The following is a 24,079-nucleotide window of genomic DNA, read 5'->3' as shown; positions in this document are numbered from 1 at the left end:
ACGGTCAGGCGGCGGCCGGCGCGGTGCCGGTCGTCCGGTCGGGTGCGCCGACTGCCGGAGCCGCGATCGTCAGACCGGCGGCCTCCGCAGCGGCGAACCCGTCGTCGACGGCCACGACCTCACGGTCGGCGGCGTCCAGCAGCGACGCCGCGATCGCCGCCCGCATCCCGCCCGCGCAGTGCACCCACACCTTGCCGTCCGGCACGTCGTGCAGCCGCTTGGGCAGCTCGTGCACCGGGATGTGCACCGACCCGGCGATGGCTCCCGCCCGGCGTTCGGAGTCCCTGCGGACATCGAGAATCACCGGCTGCTCGCCACGCTCGCGTGCCGCGGCCAGGCCCGCGAAGTCCGACCTGCGGAACGAGCGCAGCTCGTCCGTGGTGCGGACCCAGGTCCGCGGGTCGCCGGTAGCAACGGCCACCGGGCGGCCTATGCCCACCCGGGCCAGCTCGCGCTGGGCGTGCGCGACGTCGTCGGCGCTGTTCGCCAGCAGGGTGACCGGCCTGCCCCAGGGGATCAGCCACGCCAGATATGTGGCGAGCAGGCCCTCGCCCTCGAAGTTGAACGAACCGGCGACATGCCCCTCGGCGAACGCCACCCTGCTGCGCAGATCCACCACCCACTCACCCGCGGCCAGCCGCCGCGCGATCTGCTCGGCGTCGGCCCGGGCGGGTGGGGTCAGATCGACCGGATCAGGACCTGCGGCGTTGGCCGGGCCCATGTGCGCGTAGTAGGCGGGGACGTCGTCCAGCCCGGCGAGCAGCTCGGCGACGAATGTGTCCACATCCTTGACGAGCGCGTCGTTGCGGGCTCGTTCGGCACCGATCGTCGTGGTGTCCCCGTCGGCCTGCGCGGAGGAACAGAAGCTGCCGAAGCCGTGGGTCGGCAGCACGGGCACGGCGTCGTCGAGCTCGTCGGCGAGGCGGTGCGCGGAGGCGTGCTGGGCACGGGCCAGCACGGCGGTGAGCCGGGGCTCCACCAGGTCGGGCCGGCCCACGCTGCCGATCAGCAGCGAACCGCCGGTGAAGGCGGCCACCGGGCGGCCGTCCTCCTCCAGCACGTACGAGGTGTGGTGCGGGGTGTGCCCGGGTGTGGCCATCGCGCGCAGCGTCAGGCCCTCGTCGACCGGGGCGGTGTGCCCGTCGGCGACAGGCACCCGGTCGAACGAGACCGGCGCGGCGGCGGGCACCAGGTATGCGGCCCCGGTGACACGCGCCAGCTCTAGGCCGCCGGTCACGTAGTCGTTGTGCAGATGCGTCTCCACGACCAGGGCGATCCGCACGCCGCGTCGTGCCGCTGCGGCGATGACCCGGTCGATGTCGCGGGGCGGGTCCACCACCAGGGCGGAGTGCCGCCCGCCCGCCAGATAGCTGCGGTTGCCGAGGCCGGCGGTCTCCATGGTGTCGACGAAGAACACGGCGTGATTCCTTCCGTACGGGTTACCCCGGGGGGTATCTCTCATCCGAGATTAGCACTTATACCCCGGGGGGTATCTCTGGCTCCGGTGTGACGTGCCGAACGACGGGTGGCCGTCGCGGACCCGGCGCCGCCGGGCGCGAGGTCGCCCACGGGCCACTCGCGGCGAGGCGGCTACCGGCGCGCCGGGCCGCGGATCCACGTACCGCTGCGCGGGCAGGATCGGCGGGCGTGCTCCGCGGTCGTGGGGCACTTCGCGTCGCGGGCCCGGGGCATTCCGTGCAGTCATTGCCGACGCATCGCGCTGCGCGTTCGAGCTCTTCGAGCGCAGCGAACCCACGAGGCGTTCGTGTGGTCGCGGAGCCGGCAACGCTGCTCCGCGATGGTTCTCCCGGGTGGTCATGGAAGCGGGAACGCCTGGGGCGGGTAGTCAACAGTTCTGTGCCACCCGTCCCTTCCCGTACTCGATCCTTGACGGAGCCACCGTGAAATTCGGGGTATCGACCTTCATCACCGACCAGGGCATCGGCCCGACCTCGCTCGGGACCGCGCTCGAAGAACGCTCTTTCGACTCGTTGTTCATCGCCGAGCACAGCCACATCCCGGCCGACCGTCAGACGCCCTACCCGGGCGGTGGTGAACTGCCGGAGATGTACTACCGCACCCTGGACCCCTTCGTGGCCCTGACCGCGATCGGCGTGGTGACCGAGCGGCTGCTGCTGGGCACCGGCATCGCGCTCATCCCGCAGCGGGACCCGATCATCACGGCGAAGGAAGTCGCTTCGCTCGATCTGATCTCCGGCGGCCGGGTGATCTTCGGTATCGGTGTCGGCTGGAACCGTGAGGAGATGCGGAACCACGGCACGGATCCCTCGACCCGTGGCCGGCTCACCGACGAGCGGCTGCGGGCCATGCGGGAGCTGTGGACCTCGGAGAGAGCCGAATTCCATGGCGAGTTCGTGAACTTCGATCCGGTCTTCGCATGGCCCAAACCCGTACAGAGCCCCCATCCGCCGATCTACGTCGGCGGCGGCGAGGGTGCTTTCCCGCGGGTGGCGCAGCTCGGAGACGCGTGGTTGGCCAACAGTGCGTCACCGCAGGAGCTCGGTCCACGGATCGAGCGGCTGCGCGCACTTGCCGAACGAGAGGTGCCGGTGACGGTGTACGCGGCTCCCGACGACCCCGGTCAGATCGAGGGCTACATCGGTCTGGGCGTCGAACGGCTGCTGCTCTATCTGCCGACGATGCCCGAACGGGAGACGCTGGAGTATCTCGACCGGCTGGCCGAAGTGGCTGCCGGGTACCGCTGAGAAACCGGAGACGACTGCGCCTCCGGATGTGGGGCCGATCCCGAAGTCTCCGACCGTCCGCAGTGATTGCCGCAACTGTCGTAAGGGGTGCGATGCCCGCTCTGACGAGTGCTGAGGCCCGGGAGAGGTTCGCCGCGGCCCGCATCGCCCACCTCGCGACGACCGACGCGGCTTCCCGCCCCCACCTGGTGCCGGTGGTGTTCGCCCTGGACGGCGACACGGTGATGCTGGCCGTGGACCACAAACCGAAGCGGACCGTGCGGCTGAAACGCCTGGCCAACATCGCCGCCAACCCGTCGGTCTGCCTGCTCACCGACCACTACGAGGAGGACTGGGACCGACTGTGGTGGGTGCGGGCCGATGGCGAGGCGCGCGTGCTCCCGTCTCCGGATCGCTTCCCCGAGGCCGCCCGCTGCGTCGGACTGCTCACGGCGAAATACCAGCAGTACGCCGACCGTCCCCCCGACGGGCCGGTGGTCGAAGTCTCGGTCCTGCGGTGGAGCGGCTGGCGCGCCTCGTGAGTCGGCCACGCCCGTGGTCCGCCGCCCGGCAGGCGTTCGCCGACAACTCCTCTGCGGGGGACCGGAACTTGTCACCCCGTTGCTGATCAGCATGTCCGGGAGCCCCGTACCGCCGCTGCCGCGTCGAGCACTTCGGTGATCTGCGTCGGCCCCGGATGTCGCCGACCGGGGCCGTCACTGTGCCCGCCGCGAGCATCGCCGGCTCCTCCCGTGCCTTCGGCGGTTGCTCGGGCCCGCGGTTCGCGACCCGGCGTGGCGTATCAGTACCCCTCCTGCGAAGACAAAACACCAGGTCCAAGCGTTGATGTTGTCCAGACCATTGACATGTGGGCGCCACGATGTTGAATTCGGTCACGTTGTGTTGCGCGACTCTGGTGACTTGAGTGACCCATGGAGGACATGTGACGCCTCGCCCACCCCGTCTCACCGCGCTCGGCGCGGTCGCGAGTCTGCTCGTCGGTGGCCTGCTGACCGCCGCGCCGGCCGCCCAGGCCGCCGACAGCGGCCGGACGGACGCCCTGAGGAATGCCGCGACCGGCCAACGCACTCCGGCCATCACCCCGACCCCGCAATCGGTCAAGACCCGGTCCGACCGGATCACGATCAGCCCCACCGTCACCCTCGTGACGGGCGACACCTCCGACGAGCCCTCCGTGAAGGTGGTCGAAGCCGCACTGCGCCGCGCCGGCGCGCAGCGGATCGTACGGAGCGACAGCCCCGGCAGAAGCGGACTCACCGTCCACATCGGTGTCTCCGCCGCACTCGCGCATCAGCACATCGAAGGCCCCGACGCGCTGCCCGCCGACGGATACGTCCTCGGCATCGGCGCCGACCGCATCGTCCTCGCGGGCAAGGACACCACCGGCACGTACTACGCCGCCCAGACCCTCCGTCAGATCCTGCCGCGGCAGAATCACCCCGGCGCCAAGGTCGACGGGCTTGCCGTACGCGACTGGCCGGGCACCGCGCTGCGCGGCGTCATCGAGGGCTTCTACGGCACCCCTTGGTCCCATGCGGCCCGTCTCGACCAGCTCGATTACTACGGCGAGCACAAGATGAACATCTATGTGTACTCGCCGAAGGACGACGCGTATCTCCGCGCGAAGTGGCGCGACCAGTACCCCGCCGATCAGCTGGCGCAGATCAAGGAACTCGCCGACCGGGCCGTGCAGCGGCACGTCGAGTTCACCTACGCCCTCTCGCCCGGACTTTCCGTCTGCTACAGCTCCGACGCCGACGCCAAGGCGCTCGTCGACAAGTTCCAGACGATCTGGGACATCGGTGTACGCACCTTTGCCGTCCCGCTCGACGACATCAGCTACACCGACTGGAACTGCGCGGCGGACAAGGAGAAGTGGGGCACCGGCGGCGGTGCGGCAGGTGCCGCGCAGGCGTACCTCCTCAACAAGGTGAACAAGGAGTTCATCGCCACGCATCCGGGCGCCCAGCCGCTCCAGATGGTGCCCACCGAGTACTACAACGTCTCGGCTTCGGCCTACAAGAAGGCGCTCGCCGAGCAGCTCGACCCCGATGTCCTCGTCGAGTGGACGGGTGTCGGCGTCATCGCGCCGACGATGACCGTCGCCCAGGCCAAGGCCGCCCGCACGGTCTTCAACCACCCGATCCTGACCTGGGACAACTACCCGGTCAACGACTACGTCACCAACCGGCTGCTGCTCGGCCCGTTCAACGGCCGCGAGAAGGGGCTGCCGGGGGAGCTCGCCGGGATCACCGCCAACCCGATGATCCAGCCGTACGCCTCCAAGCTCTCGCTCTACACGGTGGCGGACTACTCCTGGAACGACGCCGCGTACGACGAGCGGGCCTCGTGGCTGCAGGGGCTCAAGGAGTACGCGGGTGGCGACGCCCGCACCGAGAAGGCGCTGCGGGCCTTCGCCGACATCAACTACAGCTCGGCCCTGAACAAGCAGGAAGCACCCGACCTGGCAGCCGAGTTCGCCCGCTACTGGAAGTCCGGCGACGCGGCGCGGCTCACCTCTGTGCTCCGTGACCTGGGCAACACCCCGGACCGCCTGCGCAGCAGCCTCCCGGACCGTGGGTTCATCGACGACGCCGGCCCCTGGCTGGACGCCACCGAAGCCTGGGCAACCGCGACCCGCACCGCCCTGGGCATGGTCGAGGCGGCCCGCGCCGGAAAGGGCGCGCAGGCCTGGGAGATCCGCCGGCAGCTGCCCGCACTCGTCGCCGAGGCGAAGTCCTTCACCTACACGGGCCTCGACGGCCGCAAGGTGCCGGTCATCGTCGGCAACGGGGTGCTGGACGGCTTCGTCGACAAGGCGAATGCCGAGCACGACCGGATCATCGGTGTGAGCGGCAGGCCCACGGCATCCACCAGCCTCGGTACGTACCAGACCAACACGGTCGCCCGGATGCTCGACGGCGACGACTCGACGTACTTCTGGAGCGACGGGGCCCCCGCCGCCGGTGATCAGGTCACCGTCGACCTGGGCCGGGCACGGGAGATCGGCGACATCACCCTCGCCATGGCCAAGCCCGGCAGCGCCGGCGACTACCTCCACGACGGCGTGCTGGAGTACTCCGTCGACGGGCAGAGCTGGCAGCAGCTCACCACGTTCTCCGGAAAGCCGGACGTCACTGCGACCGTCCCCGCCGGTACGAAGGCCCGCTATGTGCGGGCGCGGGCGACCGCGGGCCAGACGAACTGGCTTGTCGTGCGTGAGTTCTCCATCGAGCTGAAGGACGGTGCGGTGGCCGGCGGACCGCCCGCCGCCACCGGATCCGCCCTGCGCTCGGCGGCCGACGGCGACCCGGGCACCGTCTACCGGGCGGCGCGCGCGCCGGAGGCCGGTGAGGCGCTGGAGCTGGGGCTCGGCTCCGCGCGCTCCGTCGGGTCCGTCACCGTCCTGCAGCCGGCCGGGTCGGACGCCCTCGCCGACATCCAGCTGCGGGGCGCCGACGGAACCTGGCACACCGTCGGTGAGCTCGACGGTCCGTACACCAGGGTGAATACGACCGGTCGCACAGCTGATGCGGTACGTCTCGCCTGGCGCGCCGGGTCGGCGGCGCCGCAGATTGCCGAGCTGGTGGTCGGCTGAACCGGTAGGGGCCGTCGGAGCGGCCCTCGACACCGGCCGGCTCTGCTCCGACCGGCCGCGCGCCCGGCATCCCCCGACCTCTCGGGGCGTGCCGGGCGCGCAGTCATGTCCCGGCCCGGACGAATCGGTCCGGGCAGGCTGTTCCCAGTCCGGCAAGCGACCGCTTAGTATGCGCCGGAGCAGTGGTAATGCCGACAGTGTTGTGGAGGCCCCTCATGCAGGCATGGCGAGTGCACCGGAACGGCGAGCCGAGCGAGGTGATGCGGCTCGAGGAGACGGACCGGCCCACGCCCGGCGACGGGCAGGTGCTCCTCAAGGTGCTCGCGGCGAACATCAACTTCCCGGACGCGCTGCTCTGCCGCGGCCAGTACCAGGTGCGGCCGCCCCTGCCGTTCACCCCGGGAGTCGAGATCTGCGGCGAGACGCCGGACGGGCGCCGGGTCCTTGCCACCCCCGCCCTGCCGAACGGCGGCTTCGCCGAGTACGTCGTCGCGGACGAGGCGGCTCTGCTGCCGGCCCCGGACGCCCTGGACGACGCCGAGGCGGCCGCTCTGCACATCGGCTACCAGACGGGCTGGTTCGGACTGCACCGCAGGGCGCACCTCCAGGCGGGCGAGACCCTCCTCGTACACGCCGCGGCGGGCGGTGTCGGCAGCGCGGCCGTCCAGCTCGGCAAGGCTGCCGGGGCCAAGGTCATCGGTGTCGTCGGAGGCCCCGAGAAGGCCAAGATCGCCCATGAGCTCGGCTGCGACCTGGTCATCGACCGCCGCACCGAGGACATTGTCGCGGCGGTCAAGGAAGCCACCGGCGGGCGCGGCGCCGATGTCGTGTACGACCCGGTCGGCGGCGACGCGTACGCCAAGTCCGTGAAGTGCATCGCCTTCGAGGGCCGGGTGATCGTCGTCGGCTTCGCGAGCGGCGTCATCCCCACCCCCGCGCTCAACCACGCCCTCGTCAAGAACTACTCGATCGTCGGGCTCCACTGGGGTCTGTACAACACCAAGGACCCGGCCGCGGTCCGCGCCTGCCACCAGGAGCTCACCGCGCTCGCGGCGCGCGGCGTCATCAAGCCGCTGATCAGCGAGCGTGTCGCGATGGGCGGGGCGGCGGATGCCGTCCAGCGTGTCGCCGACGGCAGGAGCACCGGCCGTATCGTCGTCCTTCCGGCAGGAGTTGCCCGATGACGACGATCGACGCGGCCGAACTCCGCCGCCGCACCCGGGAGCTGCTCGCCGCACACCCCCCGGCCACCACCGGGCGCACGGACTTCCTGAGGGCCCGCTTCGACGCCGGCCTCGCGTGGGTGCACTATCCGGCCGGGCTCGGCGGACTCGACGCACCGCGCTCCCTGCAGCCGGTCGTCGACGCCGAACTCGCGGCAGCGGGCGCCCCTGACAACGACCCGCGCCGCATCGGCATCGGCCTCGGCATGGCCGCCCCCACGATCCTCGGCTTCGGCACCGACGAGCAGAAGCAGCGCTTCCTGCGCCCCCTGTGGGTCGGCGAGGAGGTGTGGTGCCAGCTCTTCAGCGAGCCGGGCGCCGGATCCGACCTGGCCGCACTGGGCACCCGCGCCGTGCGCGAAGAGGCCGACGGGGACTGGATCGTCGACGGCCAGAAGGTCTGGACGTCCAGCGCCCATGTGGCCCGCTGGGCGATCCTCATCGCCCGCACCGACCCGGACCTGCCCAAGCACCGCGGCATCAGCTACTTCATCTGCGACATGACCGACCCGGGTGTCGAGGTACGGCCGCTGCGTCAGATCACCGGCGAGGCCGAGTTCAACGAGGTCTTCCTCACCGGCGTACGCATCCCCGACAGCCGACGGCTCGGCCCGGTCGGCGCCGGCTGGAAGGTCGCCCAGACCACCCTGATGAACGAGCGCGTCTCGATCGGCGGATCCCGGATCCCGCGCGAGGGCGGCATGATCGGCCCGGTTGCCAGGACCTGGCGCGAACGTCCCGAACTGCGCACCCATGATCTCCACCAGCGGCTGCTCACCCTCTGGGTCGAGGCCGAGGTCGCCAGGCTGGCCGGCGAACGGCTGCGCCAGCAGCTCGTCGCCGGGCAGCCGGGCCCCGAAGGCTCCGGCATGAAACTCGCCTTCGCCCGCCTCAACCAGGAGATCAGCGGACTGGAGGTCGAACTCCTCGGCGAAGAGGGGCTGTTGTACAGCGACTGGACGATGCGCCGGCCGGACCTGGTCGACTTCACCGGACGCGATGCGGGCTACCGCTATCTGCGGTCCAAGGGCAACTCGATCGAGGGCGGCACGAGCGAGGTTCTGCTGAACATCGTCGCCGAACGCGTCCTCGGGCTGCCCGCCGAGCCGCGCAACGACAAGGACGTCGCCTGGAAGGACCTGTCCCGATGACAGCACAGACCGAAGAGACCGTGGCGCCCGATCTGCTGTACTCGGAGGCCGAGGACGACCTGCGGTCAACCGTACGGTCGTTGCTCGCCGACCGGTCCGACGCGCCGACGGTGATCGCCCGCATCGAGTCCGACACGCCGTACGACCCGCAGCTGTGGAAGGCTCTCGGCGCCGACATCGGCGCCGCCGGGCTGCTCGTGCCGGAGAAGCTCGGCGGCCAGGGCGCGAGTCATCGCGAGGCTGCCGTGGTTCTGGAGGAATTGGGCCGCAGTGTGGCCCCCGCCCCCTATCTGACCAGCGCGGTCGTCGCGACCGAGACGCTCCTCGCCCTGGGGAGCGAGGACGGGCCGGTCGCCGAACTGCTCGGCGAGCTGGCCGCAGGACGCAAGGTCGCGGTCCTCGCCGTGCCGTTCCCCACGGCCCCGGAGAACAGCTCGGCGGCCGAGGCCGTGACCGGCACCCTGGACGGCACCGTCACCGCGGTCGCCGACGCGGCCGCAGCCGATGTACTGCTCGTGCCGACCACCGACGGCCTGTACGCGGTCGAGGCGGATGCGCCCGGCGTCACCGTCGAGCCGCTCGTCCCGCTCGACCAGACCCGCCCGCTCGCCACCGTCACCCTCACCGCCGCCACCGGAACCCTCCTTGCCGACGCGGAAGCGGCACGCCCCGCCGTACGCCGCGGCCTGCTCGCCGGTGCCGGGCTGCTCGCCTCCGAGCAGCTCGGCCTCGCCGAGTGGTGCCTGACCGAGACGGTCAGGTACACCCGCGAACGGCATCAGTTCAACCGGCCCATCGGCTCGTTCCAGGCGCTCAAGCACCGGATGGCGCAGCTCTGGTTGGAGGTCGTCTCGGCCCGCGCCGCCGCGCGAAACGCCGCGGACGCCCTCGCGTCCGGCAGCCCCGACACGCCGCTCGCGGTGGCCGTGGCACAGGCGTACTGCTCCAAGGTCGCGGTCCACGCCGCGGAGGAGTGCATCCAGCTGCACGGCGGCATCGGCATGACGTGGGAGCACCCGGCGCACCTGTATCTGAAGCGGGCCAAGGCCGACGCGATCGCGTACGGCACGGCCGGAAGCCACCTCGAGGCGATCGCCGAACTGATGGAACTGCCCGCGCCGTAACGGAACTGCGCCCACGGCGGCGGGATGTGGGGCGGGGACACGTGTCACGTATCCCCGCCCCCTTCGTCGTTCCGGGCAGGCAGGCAGGCAGGCGGGCGGGCGGACCGGGCGGACCGGGCGGACCGGGCGGACCGGGCGGACCGGGCGGTGCAGAGCATGAGTCCGACCGGACCAGACCATGCGGACCGGCCACACCCCACTCCGCCCACGATCCCGTCCGCCCGGGGGAACGGCAGTCGACGGACGGTCGACGACCGCGTCAACTCTTGGCAGGTACCTGCCCAGAAGTGCTGCTCCGGACCCATACTCGGTCGCGTCCGCCCGTCCGGTCCGCACCTCGTTCCCGGGAGAATTCATGGCGTTCCCGACCCGCCGCCGCGTCGTCACCACCGCCCTGGCCACCCTGGCCGCAGGCGCAGCTGTCCCCCTTCAGCCGGCGACGGCCGCCACGCCCGTCGCCGCGCGGCACCGCCCGCCGCTACGCCCGCTGCGACAGGCCCACGCGCACAACGACTACCTCCATACGCACCCACTCCACGACGCCCTCTCCCACGGGTTCACCAGCGTCGAGGCGGACATCTTCCTCGTGGACGGGGAGTTGCTCGTCGCCCACGAAGCCACCGACCTCGACCCCACCCGCACCCTCGCGTCGCTCTACCTCAACCCATTGCTGGCCAGGGTCCGGGCCAACCACGGCACGGTGTACGCCGGCTACCGCGAACCCGTGCAGCTGCTCATCGACATCAAGACGGACGGCGCCGCCGCCTACCTGGAGCTCGACCGGCAACTGCGGCGGTACCGCCGGATGCTGACCTCGTACCACGACGGCCGGGTACGCGCAGGCGCAGTCATCCCCGTCATCTCCGGCGACCGGGCCGCCCGCGTCCCCATGGAGGCGCAGCGCACGCGCCTCGCCTTCTACGACGGCAGGCTCGACGACCTCGGCACCGCAGCGACGGCCTCATTCATTCCGCTCATCAGCAGCAACTGGACCGAGAGCTTCGGCTGGCTGGGCACGGGCCCGTTCCCCGCCGCCGAACGGGACAGGCTCCGTTCCCTCGTCGGCGCCGCCCACCGCGGCGGGCAGCGCGTCCGCTTCTGGGCGACGCCCGACGTCGCGGGACCCGAGCGTGACGCCGTCTGGACCGAACTGCTGGCAGCAGGGGTCGATCATCTCAACACGGATGACCTGGCCGGGCTCGAGCGCTTCCTCCGTGCGAAGAGCAGCGTTACCCGGAGCGGTGTCTGACGGACCGTACGGCTGGCGGCGGTGACAGTCAGTCAACACCCGGATGGCGGACACGCCAGTCCGCCGGATGGCCCCTTCGTTACGCCACACTGGCGGCCGAATGCCGCATTCCGGCGCGGCGGAGGAGGTTGGCCATGGCCATTTCGGTCTCACTGGTGCTGTTACTGCTGGTCCTTGCGGTGATCTTCCTCCGCAACGGCGGACTGAAGCTCTCGCATGCGATCGTCTGTGCGCTGCTCGGATTCTTCCTGGCGGGGACGAGTATGGCGCCGAGCATTCAGGAGGGACTGACGGCCACGGCCGACGTCGTCAGCAGTCTCAAGCCCTGATCGGACTCGTTGTGCCGCCGTGAAGTGGTCATGAAACACAGCGCACTTTGGTGGACACCTCATGGTGGTCGCTCCGGCGCCTGGCGGCGGTGCGACCTCGTACGCAACCCGACCTCTTCGGCGACGGCGGCACCTGACACCTCGCCGCGGTCGACTTCCGCACCGGCGAACGCCGCCGACGCAGGCTGACGCGCACGGGCCCCTCGTACAGGAACGACTGGGCGCCGATCGCCATCGGTCCCGATGGCGCGCGGCCTGCGTCGGCGTGTTTCGACGGCGTCGTGGCGGTGCGCGACACCCGATGACGTACTGGGTCGGGGGCGCGGTCTGCGCGGATCAGGTGCCGACGAGGCGCGACCGGATCAGGAACCGGACCCCCTCCGGTGCCTCCAGCGAGAACCCGCTGCCGCGCCCCGCCACCACGTCGACGATCAGCCGGGTGTGCGCCCACACCTCGTGCTGGCTCTTCGACATCCAGAAGGGGACGCGCTCCGCGACACCGTCGACGGTGAGCGAGGCAAGCAGCACGTCGGAGTTGCCGGTACGGAACTCGCCGTCCTGGTAGCACATCGGCGCGCTGCCGTCGCAGCAGCCGCCGGACTGGTGGAACATCAGCGGCCCGTGGGCCTCGCGCAGCCGCCGCACCAGATCGGCGGCTGCGGGGGTGAGCTCCACGAGCGGTGCGTCCGAGGGGATCACGTGTCGGCCTTTCGCTGTCCGGTACCGATGCGACGGCTCCAGGTAACTCCGTACGACGTTGCGTGGAGGTTGCACGGGAACCGCGAGCCCTGCGGGTCGCGCTCATATGAGCATCGCTTCATTACGGTTGTGTCTCGCTGTGGCGGGAGGGTCTTGCTTCGAGGGCATGTAATCGTTTCCAATCGTTCGTGTAATCGTTTCCACGAGCGTCGGTGCCACCCGCGCCGCCCTCCGGATCCGATGCTCACGGAAACCACAAGGAGGTGGTCCGGCAGTGGCGAGCATCAAAGATGTCGCAGCCGAGGCGGGCGTGTCCGTCGCCACGGTGTCGCGCGTCCTCAACAGTCATCCGTCCGTCAGCCCCGACGCGAGGGCTCGCGTCCTCGCTGCTGTCGACGCGCTCGGCTACCGGCCCAACGCCGTCGCCCGGTCGCTGCGCACCGACCAGACGCGCACCCTCGGGCTGATCATCAGCGACGTACTCAACCCGTACTTCACCGCGCTGGCCCGCTCGGTCGAGGAAGCGGCGCGCGCCCTCGGGTACAGCGTCATCATCGGAAACGCCGACGAGCGGCCCGAGCTGCAGGACCACCACGTCCGTACGCTGCTCGACCGCCGGATCGACGGGCTCCTCGTCTCGCCCACCGACGGCGGCTCCCCGCAGATACTCGACGCCGCGCGCGGCGGCACCCCCATGGTCTTCGTGGACCGCTGGATTCCCGGGGTGGACGTGCCGGTGGTGCGCGCCGACGGATGTCCCGCCGTGCGGGACCTCGTCGCCCATCTGCACCGCCTCGGCCACCGCCGGCTGGCGATCATCGCCGGCCCGGCTGCCACCACCACCGGAAGCGAGCGGGTGGAGGCCTTCCGCGACGCCTTGGGTGAGCACGGGCTTCCGCTGCCCGATGCCTACATCGGTCAGGGCGACTTCCAGGCGGACAGCGGACGCCGTGCCACCGAGCGGTTCCTGGCCCTTCCCGAGCCGCCCGACGCGGTCTTCGCCGCCGACAACCTGATGGCTCTCGGCGCACTGGACGCGATCCGTGCGCGCGGGCTGCGGGTTCCGCAGGACATCGCGCTCGCCGCGTTCGACGACATCCCGTGGTTCGTCCACACCGATCCGCCGATCACGGCGATCGCCCAGCCGACCGGAGACCTCGGCCGAGCCGCCGTACGGGCGCTGGTCGACGTCATCGAGGGCCGGCCCCCGCAGTCGGTCACCCTTTCCGCCCATCTCGTCGTACGCAGGTCGTGCGGCGAGCCCGCTTCGAACCGGAGGAGCAACCTGTGAGCAGCCAGGACGAGTTGCTGCGCATCGAGGGAATACGAAAGACCTTCCCCGGCGTGGTCGCGCTCGACTCCGTCGACTTCGACCTGCGCCGCGGCGAGGTGCATGTCCTGCTCGGTGAGAACGGCGCAGGCAAGAGCACGCTGATCAAGATGCTCTCCGGGGCCTACCGCCCGGACAGCGGACGGATCCTGGTCGACGGGAACGAGGTACGTGTCCACGGCGCCCAGGACGCCGAACGGCTCGGGATCGCCACCATCTACCAGGAATTCAACCTGGTGCCCGAGCTGACCGTCGCCGAGAACATCTTCCTCGGCCGCCAGCCGCGGCGCTTCGGCATGATCGACCGCAAGAAGATGGAGGCGGACGCCGAGGAACTCCTGCGCCGGGTCGGTGTGCGCGTCTCACCGAAGGCCAAGGTGCGCGAACTGGGCATCGCCCGGCTCCAGATGGTGGAGATCGCCAAGGCGCTCAGCCTGGACGCTCGTGTCTTGATCATGGACGAGCCCACCGCCGTGCTGACCAGCGAAGAGGTGGACAAGCTCTTCCGGATCGTCCGGCAGCTGCGCGCGGACGGAGTGGGGATCGTCTTCATCACCCACCACCTGGAGGAGATCGCGGCGCTCGGCGACCGGGTCACCGTTCTGCGTGACGGCCGCAGCATCGACCAGGTGCCCGCCTCGACCCCCGAGAACGAGCTCGTGCGGCTGATGGTCGGGCGCAGCATCGAGCAGCAGTACCCGCGCGAACGCCCGGAGACGGGCGAAGCGTTGCTCTCCGTGCGCGGGCTGACCCGCGGCGGCGTCTTCCACGACATCAGCTTCGACGTGCACGCCGGAGAAGTCGTTGGACTCGCCGGACTCGTCGGCGCCGGCCGCACCGAGGTCGTCCGCGCCGTCTTCGGCGCCGACCCCTACGACGCAGGGAGCGTCGAGGTGCGCGGCGAGCGGCTGGGCAAGGGCGACGTGAACGCAGCCATGGGCGCCGGGATCGGGCTCGTGCCCGAGGACCGCAAGGGGCAGGGCCTCGTGCTCGACGCCTCGGTGCAGGAGAACCTCGGCCTGGTCACGCTGCGTTCGGCCAGCCGCGGCGGTCTCGTGGACCTCAAGGGGCAGCGCACCGCCGCCGCCCGGATCTCCAAGGAGCTCGGCGTACGGATGGCAGGCCTCGGCCAGCACGTCCGCACTCTCTCCGGCGGCAACCAGCAGAAGGTCGTCATCGGGAAGTGGCTGCTCGCCGACACCAGGGTGCTGATCCTCGACGAGCCGACCCGAGGCATCGACGTCGGCGCGAAGGTCGAGATCTATCAGCTCATCAACCAACTGACGGCCTCAGGCCATGCGGTCCTGATGATCTCCAGCGACCTACCCGAAGTCCTCGGCATGAGCGACCGGGTGCTCGTCATGGCCCAAGGCCGCATCGCCGGCGAACTGCCCGCGCACGAAGCGACCCAGGACGCGGTGATGGCGCTCGCCGTGAGCGCCCCGTCCGTAACAACCACCCCAGATGTGAACGATGAAGTGGAGGGCTCCCGTGGCCACTGACACGCTCAAGAGCAATACGGGCGCAAGTGGCGCCTCGGCGCTCCGCCGCATCCTGCTCGACAACGGCGCACTGAGCGCCCTGGTGGTTCTGGTAGTGGCGATGTCGCTGCTCTCCGGCGACTTCCTCACCACTCAGAACCTGCTGAACGTGGGTGTGCAGGCGTCCGTGACGGCGATTCTCGCGTTCGGCGTGACCTTCGTCATCGTCTCGGCAGGTATCGACCTGTCCGTCGGCTCGGTGGCGGCGCTCTCGGCGACCGTACTCGCCTGGATGGCGACGTCGGAGGGCGTCCCCGTGTGGATCGCGGTGCTCCTCGCCGTGGCCACCGGCATCGCCTGCGGTCTCGTCAACGGCGTCCTCGTCTCGTACGGGAAACTCCCGTCGTTCATCGCCACGCTGGCGATGCTCTCGATCGGCCGCGGCCTGTCCCTCGTCATCTCGCAGGGCAGCCCGATCCCCTTCCCCGACTCCGTCTCGGTGCTCGGCGACACGCTCGGCGGGTGGCTGCCCGTCCCCGTCCTCGTGATGGTCGCGATGGGGCTGGTGACGGCGGTCATCCTCGGGCGCACCTACATCGGCCGTTCGATGTACGCCATCGGCGGCAACGAGGAAGCGGCCCGGCTCTCGGGCCTGCGCGTCAAGCGGCAGAAGCTCGTCATCTACGCCCTGTCCGGACTCTTCGCCGCTGTCGCGGGCATCGTCCTCGCCTCCCGCCTGGTCTCCGCGCAGCCGCAGGCCGCGCAGGGTTACGAGCTGGACGCGATCGCCGCGGTCGTCATCGGCGGCGCCAGCCTCGCGGGCGGCGTCGGCAAGGCTTCCGGAACCCTGATCGGCGCCCTGATACTCGCCGTGCTCCGCAACGGCCTCAACCTGCTGTCCGTCTCGGCCTTCTGGCAGCAGGTCGTCATCGGTGTCGTGATCGCGCTCGCGGTCCTGCTGGACACGGTGCGTCGGCGGGCCGGCGGTGGGTCCACGACGTCGGCGTCCTCGTCCGGTGCTTCCGGGCCCCGGGGCAAGGGAGCCGCGAAAATCGCGATCGCCGCGGTGTGCGTGGCGGCCGTCGTCGCAGCCGTGTCCTTCTTCAACTCCGGCAACTCCGGTACGACCACCAAGGTCGGCATGTCGCTCTCCACGCTCAACAACCCGTTCTTCGTCCAGATGAAGGCGGGCGCGCAGGCCGAAGCGAAGGACGCGGGAGTCGACCTCACTGTGACGGATGCGCAGAACGACGCGTCGCAGCAGGCCAACCAGCTGCAGAACTTCACCGGCGCAGGCATGCAGTCGATCATCGTCAATCCGGTGGACTCGGACGCGGTGGGACCCGCGGTGCGGGCCGCCAACAAGGCCGACATCCCGGTGGTCGCCGCCGACCGCGGCGTCAACAAGGCGGAGACGGCGACGCTCGTCGCCTCCGACAACGTCGCGGGCGGCAGGCTCGCCGCGAAGGCGCTGGCCGACAAGCTCGGCGGCAAGGGCGACATCGTCGTCCTCCAGGGCACCGCGGGCACCTCTGCCAGCCGCGAGCGCGGCAAGGGATTCACCGAGGGCCTGAAGGCCTACCCGGGGATCAAGGTCGTCGCCTCCCAGCCCGCGGACTTCGACCGCACGAAGGGCCTGGACGTCATGACCAACCTGCTGCAGTCCCACCCGCGCATCACCGGCGTCTTCGCCGAGAACGACGAGATGGCGCTCGGCGCGGTCAAGGCGCTCGGCAGCAAGGCCGGCAAGTCCGTCGACGTCGTCGGGTTCGACGGCACCCCCGACGGTCTGAAGGCGGTCGCCGCGGGCACCCTGTACGCCTCGGTCGCCCAGCAGCCGAAGGAGCTCGGGAAGATCGCCGTGCAGAACGCGGTCGAGGCCGCGCGCGGCAAGCAGGTCGACAGCACGGTCAAGGTGCCGGTGAAGGTCGTGACGGAGAAGAACGTCGCCGACTTCTCCTGACCAGCCCCACCCCCGTACCTCAGTGAAAGGAGGACAGTGATGCGCGACTACGACCTGCTGGTCGTGGGGTCGGCCAACGCCGACCTGGTGATCGGCGTCGAGCGTCGACCCGCGCCGGGCGAGACCGTGCTCGGTTCCGACCTTGCCGTCCACCCCGGCGGCAAGGGAGCCAACCAGGCCGTCGCCGCCGCCCGCCTCGGCGCCAGGACCGCGCTGCTCGCCAGAGTCGGCGACGACGCCCATGGTCGGCTGCTGCTGGAATCACAGCGCGCGGCCGGTGTCGATACCGGTGGCGTCCAGGTCGGCGGTGCGCCCACCGGCGTCGCGCTGATCACGGTGGACCCGTCGGGTGACAACAGCATCGTGGTTTCGCCCGGGGCCAACGCCCGGCTGACCCCCGGCGACATCCGGGCCGCCGACGGCCTGCTCGCCGGCGCCCGGGTCGTCTCGGCGCAGCTCGAGATCCCCCTGGAGACCGTGGCCGAGGTGGCACGCACCCGGCCCGCCGGTTCCCGGTTCGTACTGAATCCGTCGCCGCCCGCGCCGCTGCCCGCGGACGTACTCGCCGCCTGCGACCCGCTGGTGGTCAACGAGCACGAAGCCCGGTTCACGCTCGGCGACGCCGCGGGGCCGGGCCCCGAGGACTGGGCGCGGGAGCTTCTCGCGCTCGGCCCGCGGTCGGTGGTGGTCACGCTGGGTGCGCAGGGCGCACTGGTCGCCGACGGCCGTACGGGCACCGTGGTGCGGGTCCCGAGCCCCCGGGTCGACGCCGTGGACACCACCGGCGCCGGTGACGCCTTCACCGCCGCCCTCGCCTGGCGGCTCAGCCTGGGCGAGGACCTCGCGACGGCTGCCGCCTTCGCCGTGCGGGTGGGCGCCGCCGCCGTCACCAGGGAAGGCGCGCAGGCGTCCTTCCCGACCGCCGAGGAGGTCTCCGCGCTGTGAAGAAGGCAGGAATCCTCAACCGTCATCTGGCCGGGGCACTGGCCGAACTGGGCCATGGCGACAGGGTCCTCGTCTGCGACGCGGGCATGCCCGTCCCGGCCGGTCCGCGCGTCGTCGACCTGGCCTTCCGCGCCGGGATCCCTTCCTTCGCCGACGTGCTCGAAGGGCTGCTGGACGAGCTGGTGATCGAGGGCGCCACGGCCGCACGCGAGGTGCGGGAGGCGAATCCTGCGGCCGCCCGGCTGCTGGCAGGGTGCCTCCCCGATCTGGAGCTGGTCGCACACGACGAGCTCAAGGCGCTGTCGGCAGGGGCGCGGCTGGTGGTACGTACCGGAGAGGCGCGGCCCTACGCGAACGTGCTGCTGCGCTGCGGCGTCTTCTTCTGATACGCGTGCGTACGAGTGAGGCCCGGCACCGCAACGCGGTGCTGGGCCTCACTGCGTGTCCTGGCGGTCCGACAGCTCAGCGCACCCGCCTGCGCCGCCTGTGCTGCTGACACCGAGGCCCAGGGCACGAGCCACCCCGAGAACCGCCCCCGTGGAACTCCGGCTGCTCCGGGCTCCCCGGGTGGTGCTCTCATCCCATGTGGCCGGGGTGATCGGGGAGCCCCTGATCCGGATCGCCCTGGCGGCCGTCCAGAATGTCGCCGACCCCCTCGACGGCAGACCGCTTCGCGACGATGTCTCCTGACTCGGCGCGGCGACCAGCCCCGACGTGCCACCCCGGCCGGGCGGCGGTAAGGCCGGCTGCCGCAGGCCGCACGGAGGTCACCAGCCGTGGCGTACGTTCCACGTGCCGCCGTCGGCGCTCGCGCCGCGCAGGCCGTCCAGGACGTCTTCTCCGGCGAGCGCGAGCAGGCGGGCGTCCTGGAGTGAGGCGAAGGCAACCGTACGGGCAGGGGCCCAATCGGTGCTCCGGCGCAGGCGACGGGCCAGTTGGGCGAAGCCGAGCGGGGCGGCTGCGACGACCCAGGCGTCAGGTGTCTCACTGGTCAGCCTCGTCGCGGGGCGCAGCCAGGAAGCCGCCGACTCGGGCCAGTCGACCGTGGCCAGGACCGTTCCTCCGCCGGCCCGCCAGGCGGTGCTGAAGGTTTCGGCCGCTGCCCGGGACGCGTCGTCGCGGCTGTGGCCGACGGACACGGTCTCGATGCGGGACCCGGGGTACTTCAGCAGCCCCATGAGTGCGGCGAGTTCGGCCTCGGTGTGCGGGGACGGTAGCGGCAGGTCGCCGTGTTCGGCGAGATCCGAGGCGGGGATCAGAGGTGAGCTGTCCTGCTTCCGCTCCTCGATGGTGTCCATGGCTGAGGCACTCTCCCGGTTCTGTTTCCAGCGGGCGTACGTCGCGGGCAGGCACACCGCGCAAGGCCGGTATCCGGCCGTGATCGCGGTGGTCTCGTCCGCAAAGAAGACCCGATGCGCGACGTAGTGACCACCGGCGAGGGCCCGCAGGGCGGAGGGGCAGTCGAGCCGGCCGTACAGACGTCCGCGCCGGTGCCCTCCGAGCGTGCCAGGAGCTGCACTCGGGTACGGCAGTCCGTCCGCGCCGAGCAGGGTGTACATGTGCTTCAGGCGGCATCGTGGAAGACCAGGCCCAGCGCATGGCGGCGGCCGGAGCGGACGGTGCTGACCCCGTGCCGCATCGCGCCGGCGGACCAGCCGCGTCTGGTGGCCACCGGGCGGTCGCGCGTGGTGAAGATCAGTCCGTGGCCCTGATCGAGGACGTTCGTGGTGCCGCGCGACTGGGCGCGCGGACGCTGCTCGACGAGCAGGAACTCCCCGCCGGTGTAGTCGGTGCCGTACGCGTCGAGACCGATCACGACCTGGAGAGGGAAAAGCATGTCGCCGAACACGTCGCGGTGCAGGGCGTTCCAGTCGCCCTCCTCGTAGCGCAGCAGGATCTGGGCCGAGCGGTCCTGTCCCGCTTCGTGACACATGGCCACCCATTCCTCCAGGGTGTCGGGCCAGGGTGCGGGGCGGCCGAGCCGGGCGGCCCAGTCGCGGGCGATGGTCAGCAGATGCGGGTAGAGCGCGGCGCGCAGTTCGGCCACCGGCCGGGGCAGGTCATGGGTGAAATAGCGGTACTGGCCGGAACCGAAACGGTGGCGTGCCATGTCGACCGTCGTCCGGAACAGGTCGTCCTGGTCGTAGAGTTCACTGATCCCGGCGCACTGGGCGAGGGTGAGGAGGCGTGGCGTGAGCGCGCATCCGTACCGGAAGAAGAGGGGGCGCCAGGGTGGGCGACCTCCCGCTCACGACACCGAGCTCTATCGCGACCGCAACACGGTGGAACGCTCCATCAACAAGATCAAGGAGTGTCGCGGGCTTGCCACCCGCTACGACGAAACCCCCGCCAGCTACCTCGCCGGACTCCACCTCCGCGGCGCAATCATCTGGCTCCACAGCCTCACATGAAGATCCCAACCAGCCACAGGCCAGGGCCGGCGGCTCTTGGCCGCGTAGTAGGTGGAAGCGGCGATGCTGACACCGTGCCCGGTCAGCACGGCAGAGATCGGCTCGACGCCGCCGAAGCGGTCCCGGTGCTCATCGATGAACATCACGAAGCGGACCCACTGGGCGCGCCGTCTCGGCCCACCGACGCCGAGCTTGCCCGCGACAGCCTTCATCGCGGCCCACTCGGTCTCCTAGTCTGGGCGCACCCCGGCGACCATGCGCACCGCACGACGCCGCTGCTCAACGGGATAAGGGGAGGGACCTGCCATGACTCGATCCTCTCAAAGAATCGAGCCCCCACTGAACCCGTAACGGTTCACAGTTTTGGGAATCAACTTCCGAGGCCCGCCCGCGTCGGTCGATCCAACGTGAGCGGGCCTCGCAGGTATGCCTCTACATGGACTCCTTAGCGGTCAGCCAATAGCCATAGGCGACTTTGTAGATTCTTTATATTTCGCCAATATCACGACGAAAATCACCAGGGTATGACCTGTACTTTGCTCAAGCGGGTGGCAAAATAGTTTGGCAAGGTGTTGTAGGAGGCCTAAGAGATCAGGGAGTCCAGCAGTCGCAGGCGTTGCGCAGAATCGGAGCCGTGTGCGGCGCCGAGGAAGATGACGCGTTGCCCGGAGTTCTCCCCCAATTCCAAGGGTTCCTCGTTCAGAGTCAGGCGGCCGACCATGGGGTGGTCGATCTCGTAAACTCCGTGCGTGCATTTACTGACTGGGTGGGCGGCCCAGAATCGGGCGAACTCCGAACTCTTGATGCTCAGCTCGCCGATCAACTCCGCGAGCTGAGTATCGTCAGACAGGTCAGCGGTGGCCATTCGCAGGTAGGCGGCCACATTGCGGACCTGGTCGGCCCAGTTGACCATGAGGTCGCGCATCGCCGGTTCGAGGATCACCTGTTTGGCCAGGTTGGCCCGCTGCCCCTGAGTGAGGCCGAAGAGCGCATAGCCGAGCCGGTTCGCGCCGAGCAGGTCCATATGTCGTCCGACGATCAGTGCCGCTTGCTCGCTGTTGCTCCCGACTAGTGCGAGCAGTGAGTCGCGGATCTTTTCGGGCCCGGGGTCCCGATGGGCGAATTGCCCGGGCGAGGCCAGACGCAGCAGGTGAAGTCGCTCGTTGTCTTTGAGGCGCAGCGCGTTGGCGATCGCTTCCATTACCGATTCGGAAATTTGGTGGCTTTCCCCTTGCTCGATGCGGGCGTAGTAGTTCACACTCACACCCGCGAGCAAAGCCACCTCCTCGCGCCGCAGGCCCGGAACACGTCGAACTGTCCCGTATGTCGGAATATCCAACTCGGCGGGGGTCAGCGCCGCCCGCCGCGACCGCAGGAAGTCGCCGAGTTCCGTGTTTCGCTGCTCGCTCATGCCCCCATCCTGCTCCTGCACCCGCGGGACAGCCAACCCACGCCATGGGTACCCACAACGTGGTGAGGCGCCGCATCCACCCGCTGGGCCAGGCTCTTAGGTATGACCAAGCAGCCCACCTGTGTCACGTGGACCCGTCGCCGGCGAGATTGTCGCCGCGCTGCGGATGCTGGAGTGGCACACGTGTGGGCGCGCTGGCACTAGTCCCACCGAACTGCGGTAAATGATTGTGAGGGCACACATGCATCAGAAGCTCACAGGCCAAGTCGCCCTGGTAACAGGCGGATCGCGCGGGATGGGGGCAGCCATTGCCGTCAGGCTCGCGGCTGATGGCGCCGACGTGGCATTCAGTTATGCGGCCGACCCTGAGAAGGGCAAGAAGACCCTCGCGGCCATCGAAGCGACCGGCCGTCGCGGATTGGCTGTCAAGGCCGACCAGGCCGACCCCAGACGAGCACAGCATCTTGTCCGCCAGGTCGCCGATCACTTCGGTCGACTCGACATCCTTGTCAATAATGCGGGAGTGCACGTCACGGGAAAAGTCGACGCGCCGGATCGCGACCAGAGCGCATTCGACCGCCAGTTGGCCATCAACCTTCAAGCGGTTGTCAGTACGGTGGTCGCTGCGGCGCCCCTCCTGACGGAGGGCGGGCGGATCGTCTCCATCGCCTCCAATGGATCCGCCACCACCAGCGTGCCCTTCCCCGGTCTCTCCGACTATCTGGCGACGAAGGCTGCGGTCGTCACCTACACCAAGGGCTGGGCGCGCGATCTCGCCCCACGCGGCATCACCGTCAACGCGATTCAGCCCGGCGCGATAGACACCGATATGAACCCGGCTGATGCGGAAGATGCCTCGCTCGTCACGTCACTCACCCCGATGGGGCGGTTCGGGCGCCCCGAGGAGATTGCCGCCGCCGTCTCCTTCCTCGTCGGGCCGGAGGCTGCATTCATCACCGGAGCCAGCCTTCCGGTCGACGGCGGTTTCAGCTGCTGACCACCGCGGGCTAGTTTTTACAAGTCATCGCATTCGGCGGGTTCGACAACCTGTCAATGTCGTGATTGCTGAGCAAGGGCCGTTGTGCCAGCGGCACTACATCCGCTGGCACAACAACGCCCATGCGAAGGCGGCCGAACAATTAGTACGGCATCCGCATCCGATGACGTCGAGCGTTGCAGCGCCGTGCAGTAGCCGGCCCCCGCACCGCCCGAACCCTTGCCGCACAGCTGTCGGCGCATTTCGTGGCCTTCGTCGTCCTCCAGGCCGACGGTCAGCCGCTGCTCACCGGCTCGTACTCCGAGCGCTGCGCCGTGCTGCAATCACTGTTCGCTGACCACGTGCTGACCGCGCCGTGGACGCTGTGCCCCATGATGCTTCTTGTGGGTGCCGCCGCCGTGGCCCATCAGGACCAGGGGCACGAGATCGCGCCGGAGGCCGGCGACCAGAGAACGCCAAGGACCTCGCCCACGGTGAAGTCGCGCTCGACCATGCCGTTCGACGAAGACTCGGCGGTGAGTGGCGGCGTCGAGCAGGTCGAGCAGGTCGTCGCGGCCGAGGCTGTCGGCCGACACCGGCCCGGTGGCCGCGCTGCGGGTGCGGCTCAGCCCTGCAGCTCTGCGCGTGCCTTCTCCAGTTGCGCCACCGCCACCGTGCCGGTGCCCGGGAAGCCTGCGCTCTCCCACGCTCCCTGAGCGCGGGCCACGACACCGCCTGCGTCGTAGGAGAACCTTCTTCGCTACGTTCACGGAGATCGCGCCGTCGCGCAGGTCGACGAGGTGCACGAGCATGCGTCCTGGTCGGCGAGCCAGTCCAGGATCCCGTGCTTGATGTAGAGGTGGTCGGCGCTGGCAACTCCGGAGGACGTCCTGCCGCAGGGGGAGGGGGCCTCGGCGTTCGGCAGGTGGGTGAAGTGGCAGGCGCGCTCGGTGTATAGCTTGGGTGGCGCGCTCCACCTTGACGCCCTGAACCACGCCCGCTCCACAGTGTGTGGGCCGAAGGCGGACGGGATGGGAGCTGGGGAGAGTGGTGGGCTGAGGTGATGGGGACAAGGCCGAGGTCTAAGCTCCCGGCCAGGGCGAAGGGGGAGGATGCTCGTGGATCAGCAATGGCCGGAGGGATCGAACGCCGATCCTGATGCGGCAAGAGAGCGCTACAACGCAGACATGCAGGCATCACGGGGTGCGATGCGGAATCTGTTTCGTGTGGAACTGCCCGTTGCCCACATGGGCTTGGCGATCACGATCATTGCAAGCGTCTTCGTGGGAGTGGTCTGGTCGCCGAGCACGGGCGTGATCATCGCTGGCGCCTTTGCCGCGCTGTTCGTCGTCGCCCTGGCTGTAGCACTCCTGGCCGGTAGCCGAGGGCGGGACGCCGTACGCGCCGCATACAAGTTCACCTTTGGTTGGGCAGATTGGATCACGCCCTAGCATCGTGCCAAC

At 69.9% G+C, this 24,079-nt stretch carries 21 protein-coding genes and 3 pseudogenes; 18 read left to right on the top strand and 6 right to left on the bottom strand.

What is annotated here, in order from left to right; translation table 11 throughout:
- Positions 1 to 4: 4 nt before the first annotated feature.
- On the bottom strand, positions 5 to 1,417 hold the full coding sequence (locus OHA88_RS07740; RefSeq protein ID WP_328624817.1) for an MBL fold metallo-hydrolase: 1,413 nt from the start codon (positions 1,415 to 1,417) through the stop codon (positions 5 to 7).
- A 484-nt stretch (positions 1,418 to 1,901) separates the two neighbouring features.
- On the opposite strand from OHA88_RS07740, the gene OHA88_RS07735 reads away from it, so the two are divergent.
- From OHA88_RS07735 to OHA88_RS07700, 8 genes are all read left to right on the top strand, one after another.
- On the top strand, positions 1,902 to 2,726 hold the full coding sequence (locus OHA88_RS07735; protein ID WP_326625094.1) for an LLM class F420-dependent oxidoreductase: 825 nt from the start codon (positions 1,902 to 1,904) through the stop codon (positions 2,724 to 2,726).
- Between the two features lie 92 nt (positions 2,727 to 2,818).
- Positions 2,819 to 3,247 carry a TIGR03668 family PPOX class F420-dependent oxidoreductase gene (locus tag OHA88_RS07730; protein ID WP_328624816.1) on the top strand — a complete coding sequence of 143 codons (429 nt, stop codon included), beginning with the start codon at positions 2,819 to 2,821 and terminating at the stop codon, positions 3,245 to 3,247.
- Positions 3,248 to 3,648: 401 nt separating this feature from the next.
- Positions 3,649 to 6,324 (top strand): beta-N-acetylglucosaminidase domain-containing protein, encoded by a 2,676-nt coding sequence (locus tag OHA88_RS07725; RefSeq protein ID WP_328624815.1) that lies wholly within the window; start codon positions 3,649 to 3,651, stop codon positions 6,322 to 6,324.
- Between the two features lie 215 nt (positions 6,325 to 6,539).
- Complete coding sequence (locus tag OHA88_RS07720) at positions 6,540 to 7,508, top strand: NADPH:quinone oxidoreductase family protein (protein WP_328624814.1); 969 nt, start codon at positions 6,540 to 6,542, stop codon at positions 7,506 to 7,508.
- Positions 7,505 to 8,698 (top strand): acyl-CoA dehydrogenase family protein, encoded by a 1,194-nt coding sequence (locus OHA88_RS07715; RefSeq protein WP_328624813.1) that lies wholly within the window; start codon positions 7,505 to 7,507, stop codon positions 8,696 to 8,698. Before OHA88_RS07720 ends, OHA88_RS07715 begins: the two co-directional genes overlap by 4 nt.
- Positions 8,695 to 9,822 carry an acyl-CoA dehydrogenase family protein gene (locus tag OHA88_RS07710; protein ID WP_328624812.1) on the top strand — a complete coding sequence of 376 codons (1,128 nt, stop codon included), beginning with the start codon at positions 8,695 to 8,697 and terminating at the stop codon, positions 9,820 to 9,822. Before OHA88_RS07715 ends, OHA88_RS07710 begins: the two co-directional genes overlap by 4 nt.
- Positions 9,823 to 10,177: 355 nt before the next feature.
- On the top strand, positions 10,178 to 11,071 hold the full coding sequence (locus OHA88_RS07705) for a phosphatidylinositol-specific phospholipase C/glycerophosphodiester phosphodiesterase family protein (protein ID WP_328624811.1): 894 nt from the start codon (positions 10,178 to 10,180) through the stop codon (positions 11,069 to 11,071).
- 134 nt (positions 11,072 to 11,205) lie between these two features.
- Complete coding sequence (locus OHA88_RS07700) at positions 11,206 to 11,400, top strand: hypothetical protein (protein ID WP_328624810.1); 195 nt, start codon at positions 11,206 to 11,208, stop codon at positions 11,398 to 11,400.
- A gap of 336 nt (positions 11,401 to 11,736) precedes the next feature.
- Here OHA88_RS07700 and OHA88_RS07695 read toward each other — a convergent pair whose 3' ends face one another.
- A complete protein-coding gene (locus OHA88_RS07695) occupies positions 11,737 to 12,099 on the bottom strand; it encodes a DUF779 domain-containing protein (protein ID WP_267008732.1) in 363 nt (120 codons plus the stop codon).
- A 274-nt stretch (positions 12,100 to 12,373) separates the two neighbouring features.
- Between OHA88_RS07695 and OHA88_RS07690 the strand changes: the two genes are divergently transcribed.
- From OHA88_RS07690 to OHA88_RS07665, 6 genes are all read left to right on the top strand, one after another.
- Positions 12,374 to 13,390, top strand: coding sequence for a LacI family DNA-binding transcriptional regulator (locus OHA88_RS07690; RefSeq protein ID WP_267008733.1), 1,017 nt, complete (start codon positions 12,374 to 12,376; stop codon positions 13,388 to 13,390).
- A complete protein-coding gene (locus tag OHA88_RS07685; RefSeq protein WP_267008734.1) occupies positions 13,387 to 14,931 on the top strand; it encodes a sugar ABC transporter ATP-binding protein in 1,545 nt (514 codons plus the stop codon). Before OHA88_RS07690 ends, OHA88_RS07685 begins: the two co-directional genes overlap by 4 nt.
- Positions 14,921 to 16,873: an ABC transporter permease/substrate-binding protein gene (locus OHA88_RS07680; protein ID WP_328624809.1), complete on the top strand. Its 1,953-nt coding sequence runs from the start codon at positions 14,921 to 14,923 to the stop codon at positions 16,871 to 16,873. The genes OHA88_RS07685 and OHA88_RS07680 overlap by 11 nt, the downstream gene beginning before the upstream one ends.
- A 39-nt stretch (positions 16,874 to 16,912) precedes the next feature.
- The gene (locus OHA88_RS07675) at positions 16,913 to 17,818 is read left to right on the top strand and encodes a ribokinase (protein ID WP_326625082.1); all 906 of its coding nucleotides are present in this window, start codon (positions 16,913 to 16,915) and stop codon (positions 17,816 to 17,818) included.
- On the top strand, positions 17,815 to 18,204 hold the full coding sequence (gene rbsD, locus OHA88_RS07670) for a D-ribose pyranase (protein WP_328624808.1): 390 nt from the start codon (positions 17,815 to 17,817) through the stop codon (positions 18,202 to 18,204). Before OHA88_RS07675 ends, rbsD begins: the two co-directional genes overlap by 4 nt.
- 151 nt (positions 18,205 to 18,355) lie before the next feature.
- The gene (locus tag OHA88_RS07665; RefSeq protein ID WP_443044190.1) at positions 18,356 to 18,508 is read left to right on the top strand and encodes a hypothetical protein; all 153 of its coding nucleotides are present in this window, start codon (positions 18,356 to 18,358) and stop codon (positions 18,506 to 18,508) included.
- A gap of 77 nt (positions 18,509 to 18,585) precedes the next feature.
- Here the strand turns inward: OHA88_RS07665 and OHA88_RS07660 are convergent, their stop codons facing one another.
- The gene (locus OHA88_RS07660; protein WP_328624807.1) at positions 18,586 to 19,377 is read right to left on the bottom strand and encodes an ABC transporter substrate-binding protein; all 792 of its coding nucleotides are present in this window, start codon (positions 19,375 to 19,377) and stop codon (positions 18,586 to 18,588) included.
- A gap of 5 nt (positions 19,378 to 19,382) precedes the next feature.
- Positions 19,383 to 20,027 (bottom strand): annotated as a pseudogene (locus OHA88_RS07655) (2OG-Fe(II) oxygenase); the annotation flags it as partial.
- On the opposite strand from OHA88_RS07655, the pseudogene OHA88_RS07650 reads away from it, so the two are divergent.
- Positions 19,996 to 20,229 (top strand): annotated as a pseudogene (locus OHA88_RS07650) (IS5/IS1182 family transposase); the annotation flags it as partial. The pseudogenes OHA88_RS07655 and OHA88_RS07650 sit on opposite strands and share 32 nt — an antisense overlap.
- A 583-nt stretch (positions 20,230 to 20,812) precedes the next feature.
- On the opposite strand, the gene OHA88_RS07645 reads toward OHA88_RS07650, so the two are convergent.
- On the bottom strand, positions 20,813 to 21,640 hold the full coding sequence (locus OHA88_RS07645) for a helix-turn-helix transcriptional regulator (RefSeq protein WP_328624806.1): 828 nt from the start codon (positions 21,638 to 21,640) through the stop codon (positions 20,813 to 20,815).
- A gap of 241 nt (positions 21,641 to 21,881) precedes the next feature.
- On the opposite strand from OHA88_RS07645, the gene OHA88_RS07640 reads away from it, so the two are divergent.
- Entirely contained in the window at positions 21,882 to 22,637 is a 756-nt protein-coding gene (locus OHA88_RS07640; protein ID WP_328624805.1) for an SDR family NAD(P)-dependent oxidoreductase, read from the top strand.
- 374 nt (positions 22,638 to 23,011) lie between these two features.
- Here the strand turns inward: OHA88_RS07640 and OHA88_RS07635 are convergent.
- A pseudogene (locus OHA88_RS07635) lies at positions 23,012 to 23,130 on the bottom strand (alpha/beta hydrolase); the annotation flags it as partial.
- On the opposite strand from OHA88_RS07635, the gene OHA88_RS07630 reads away from it, so the two are divergent.
- Together OHA88_RS07630 and OHA88_RS07625 are read left to right on the top strand one after the other, a co-directional pair.
- On the top strand, positions 23,129 to 23,332 hold the full coding sequence (locus OHA88_RS07630) for a hypothetical protein (RefSeq protein ID WP_328624804.1): 204 nt from the start codon (positions 23,129 to 23,131) through the stop codon (positions 23,330 to 23,332). The pseudogene OHA88_RS07635 and the gene OHA88_RS07630 overlap by 2 nt on opposite strands.
- Before the next feature lie 402 nt (positions 23,333 to 23,734).
- A complete protein-coding gene (locus tag OHA88_RS07625; RefSeq protein ID WP_328624803.1) occupies positions 23,735 to 24,067 on the top strand; it encodes a hypothetical protein in 333 nt (110 codons plus the stop codon).
- Positions 24,068 to 24,079: the final 12 nt, after the last annotated feature.

The organism is Streptomyces sp. NBC_00353, from assembly GCF_036108815.1.
In the GTDB taxonomy this organism is placed as follows: domain Bacteria; phylum Actinomycetota; class Actinomycetes; order Streptomycetales; family Streptomycetaceae; genus Streptomyces.
This window is presented reverse-complemented; position numbering and strand designations above follow the sequence as displayed.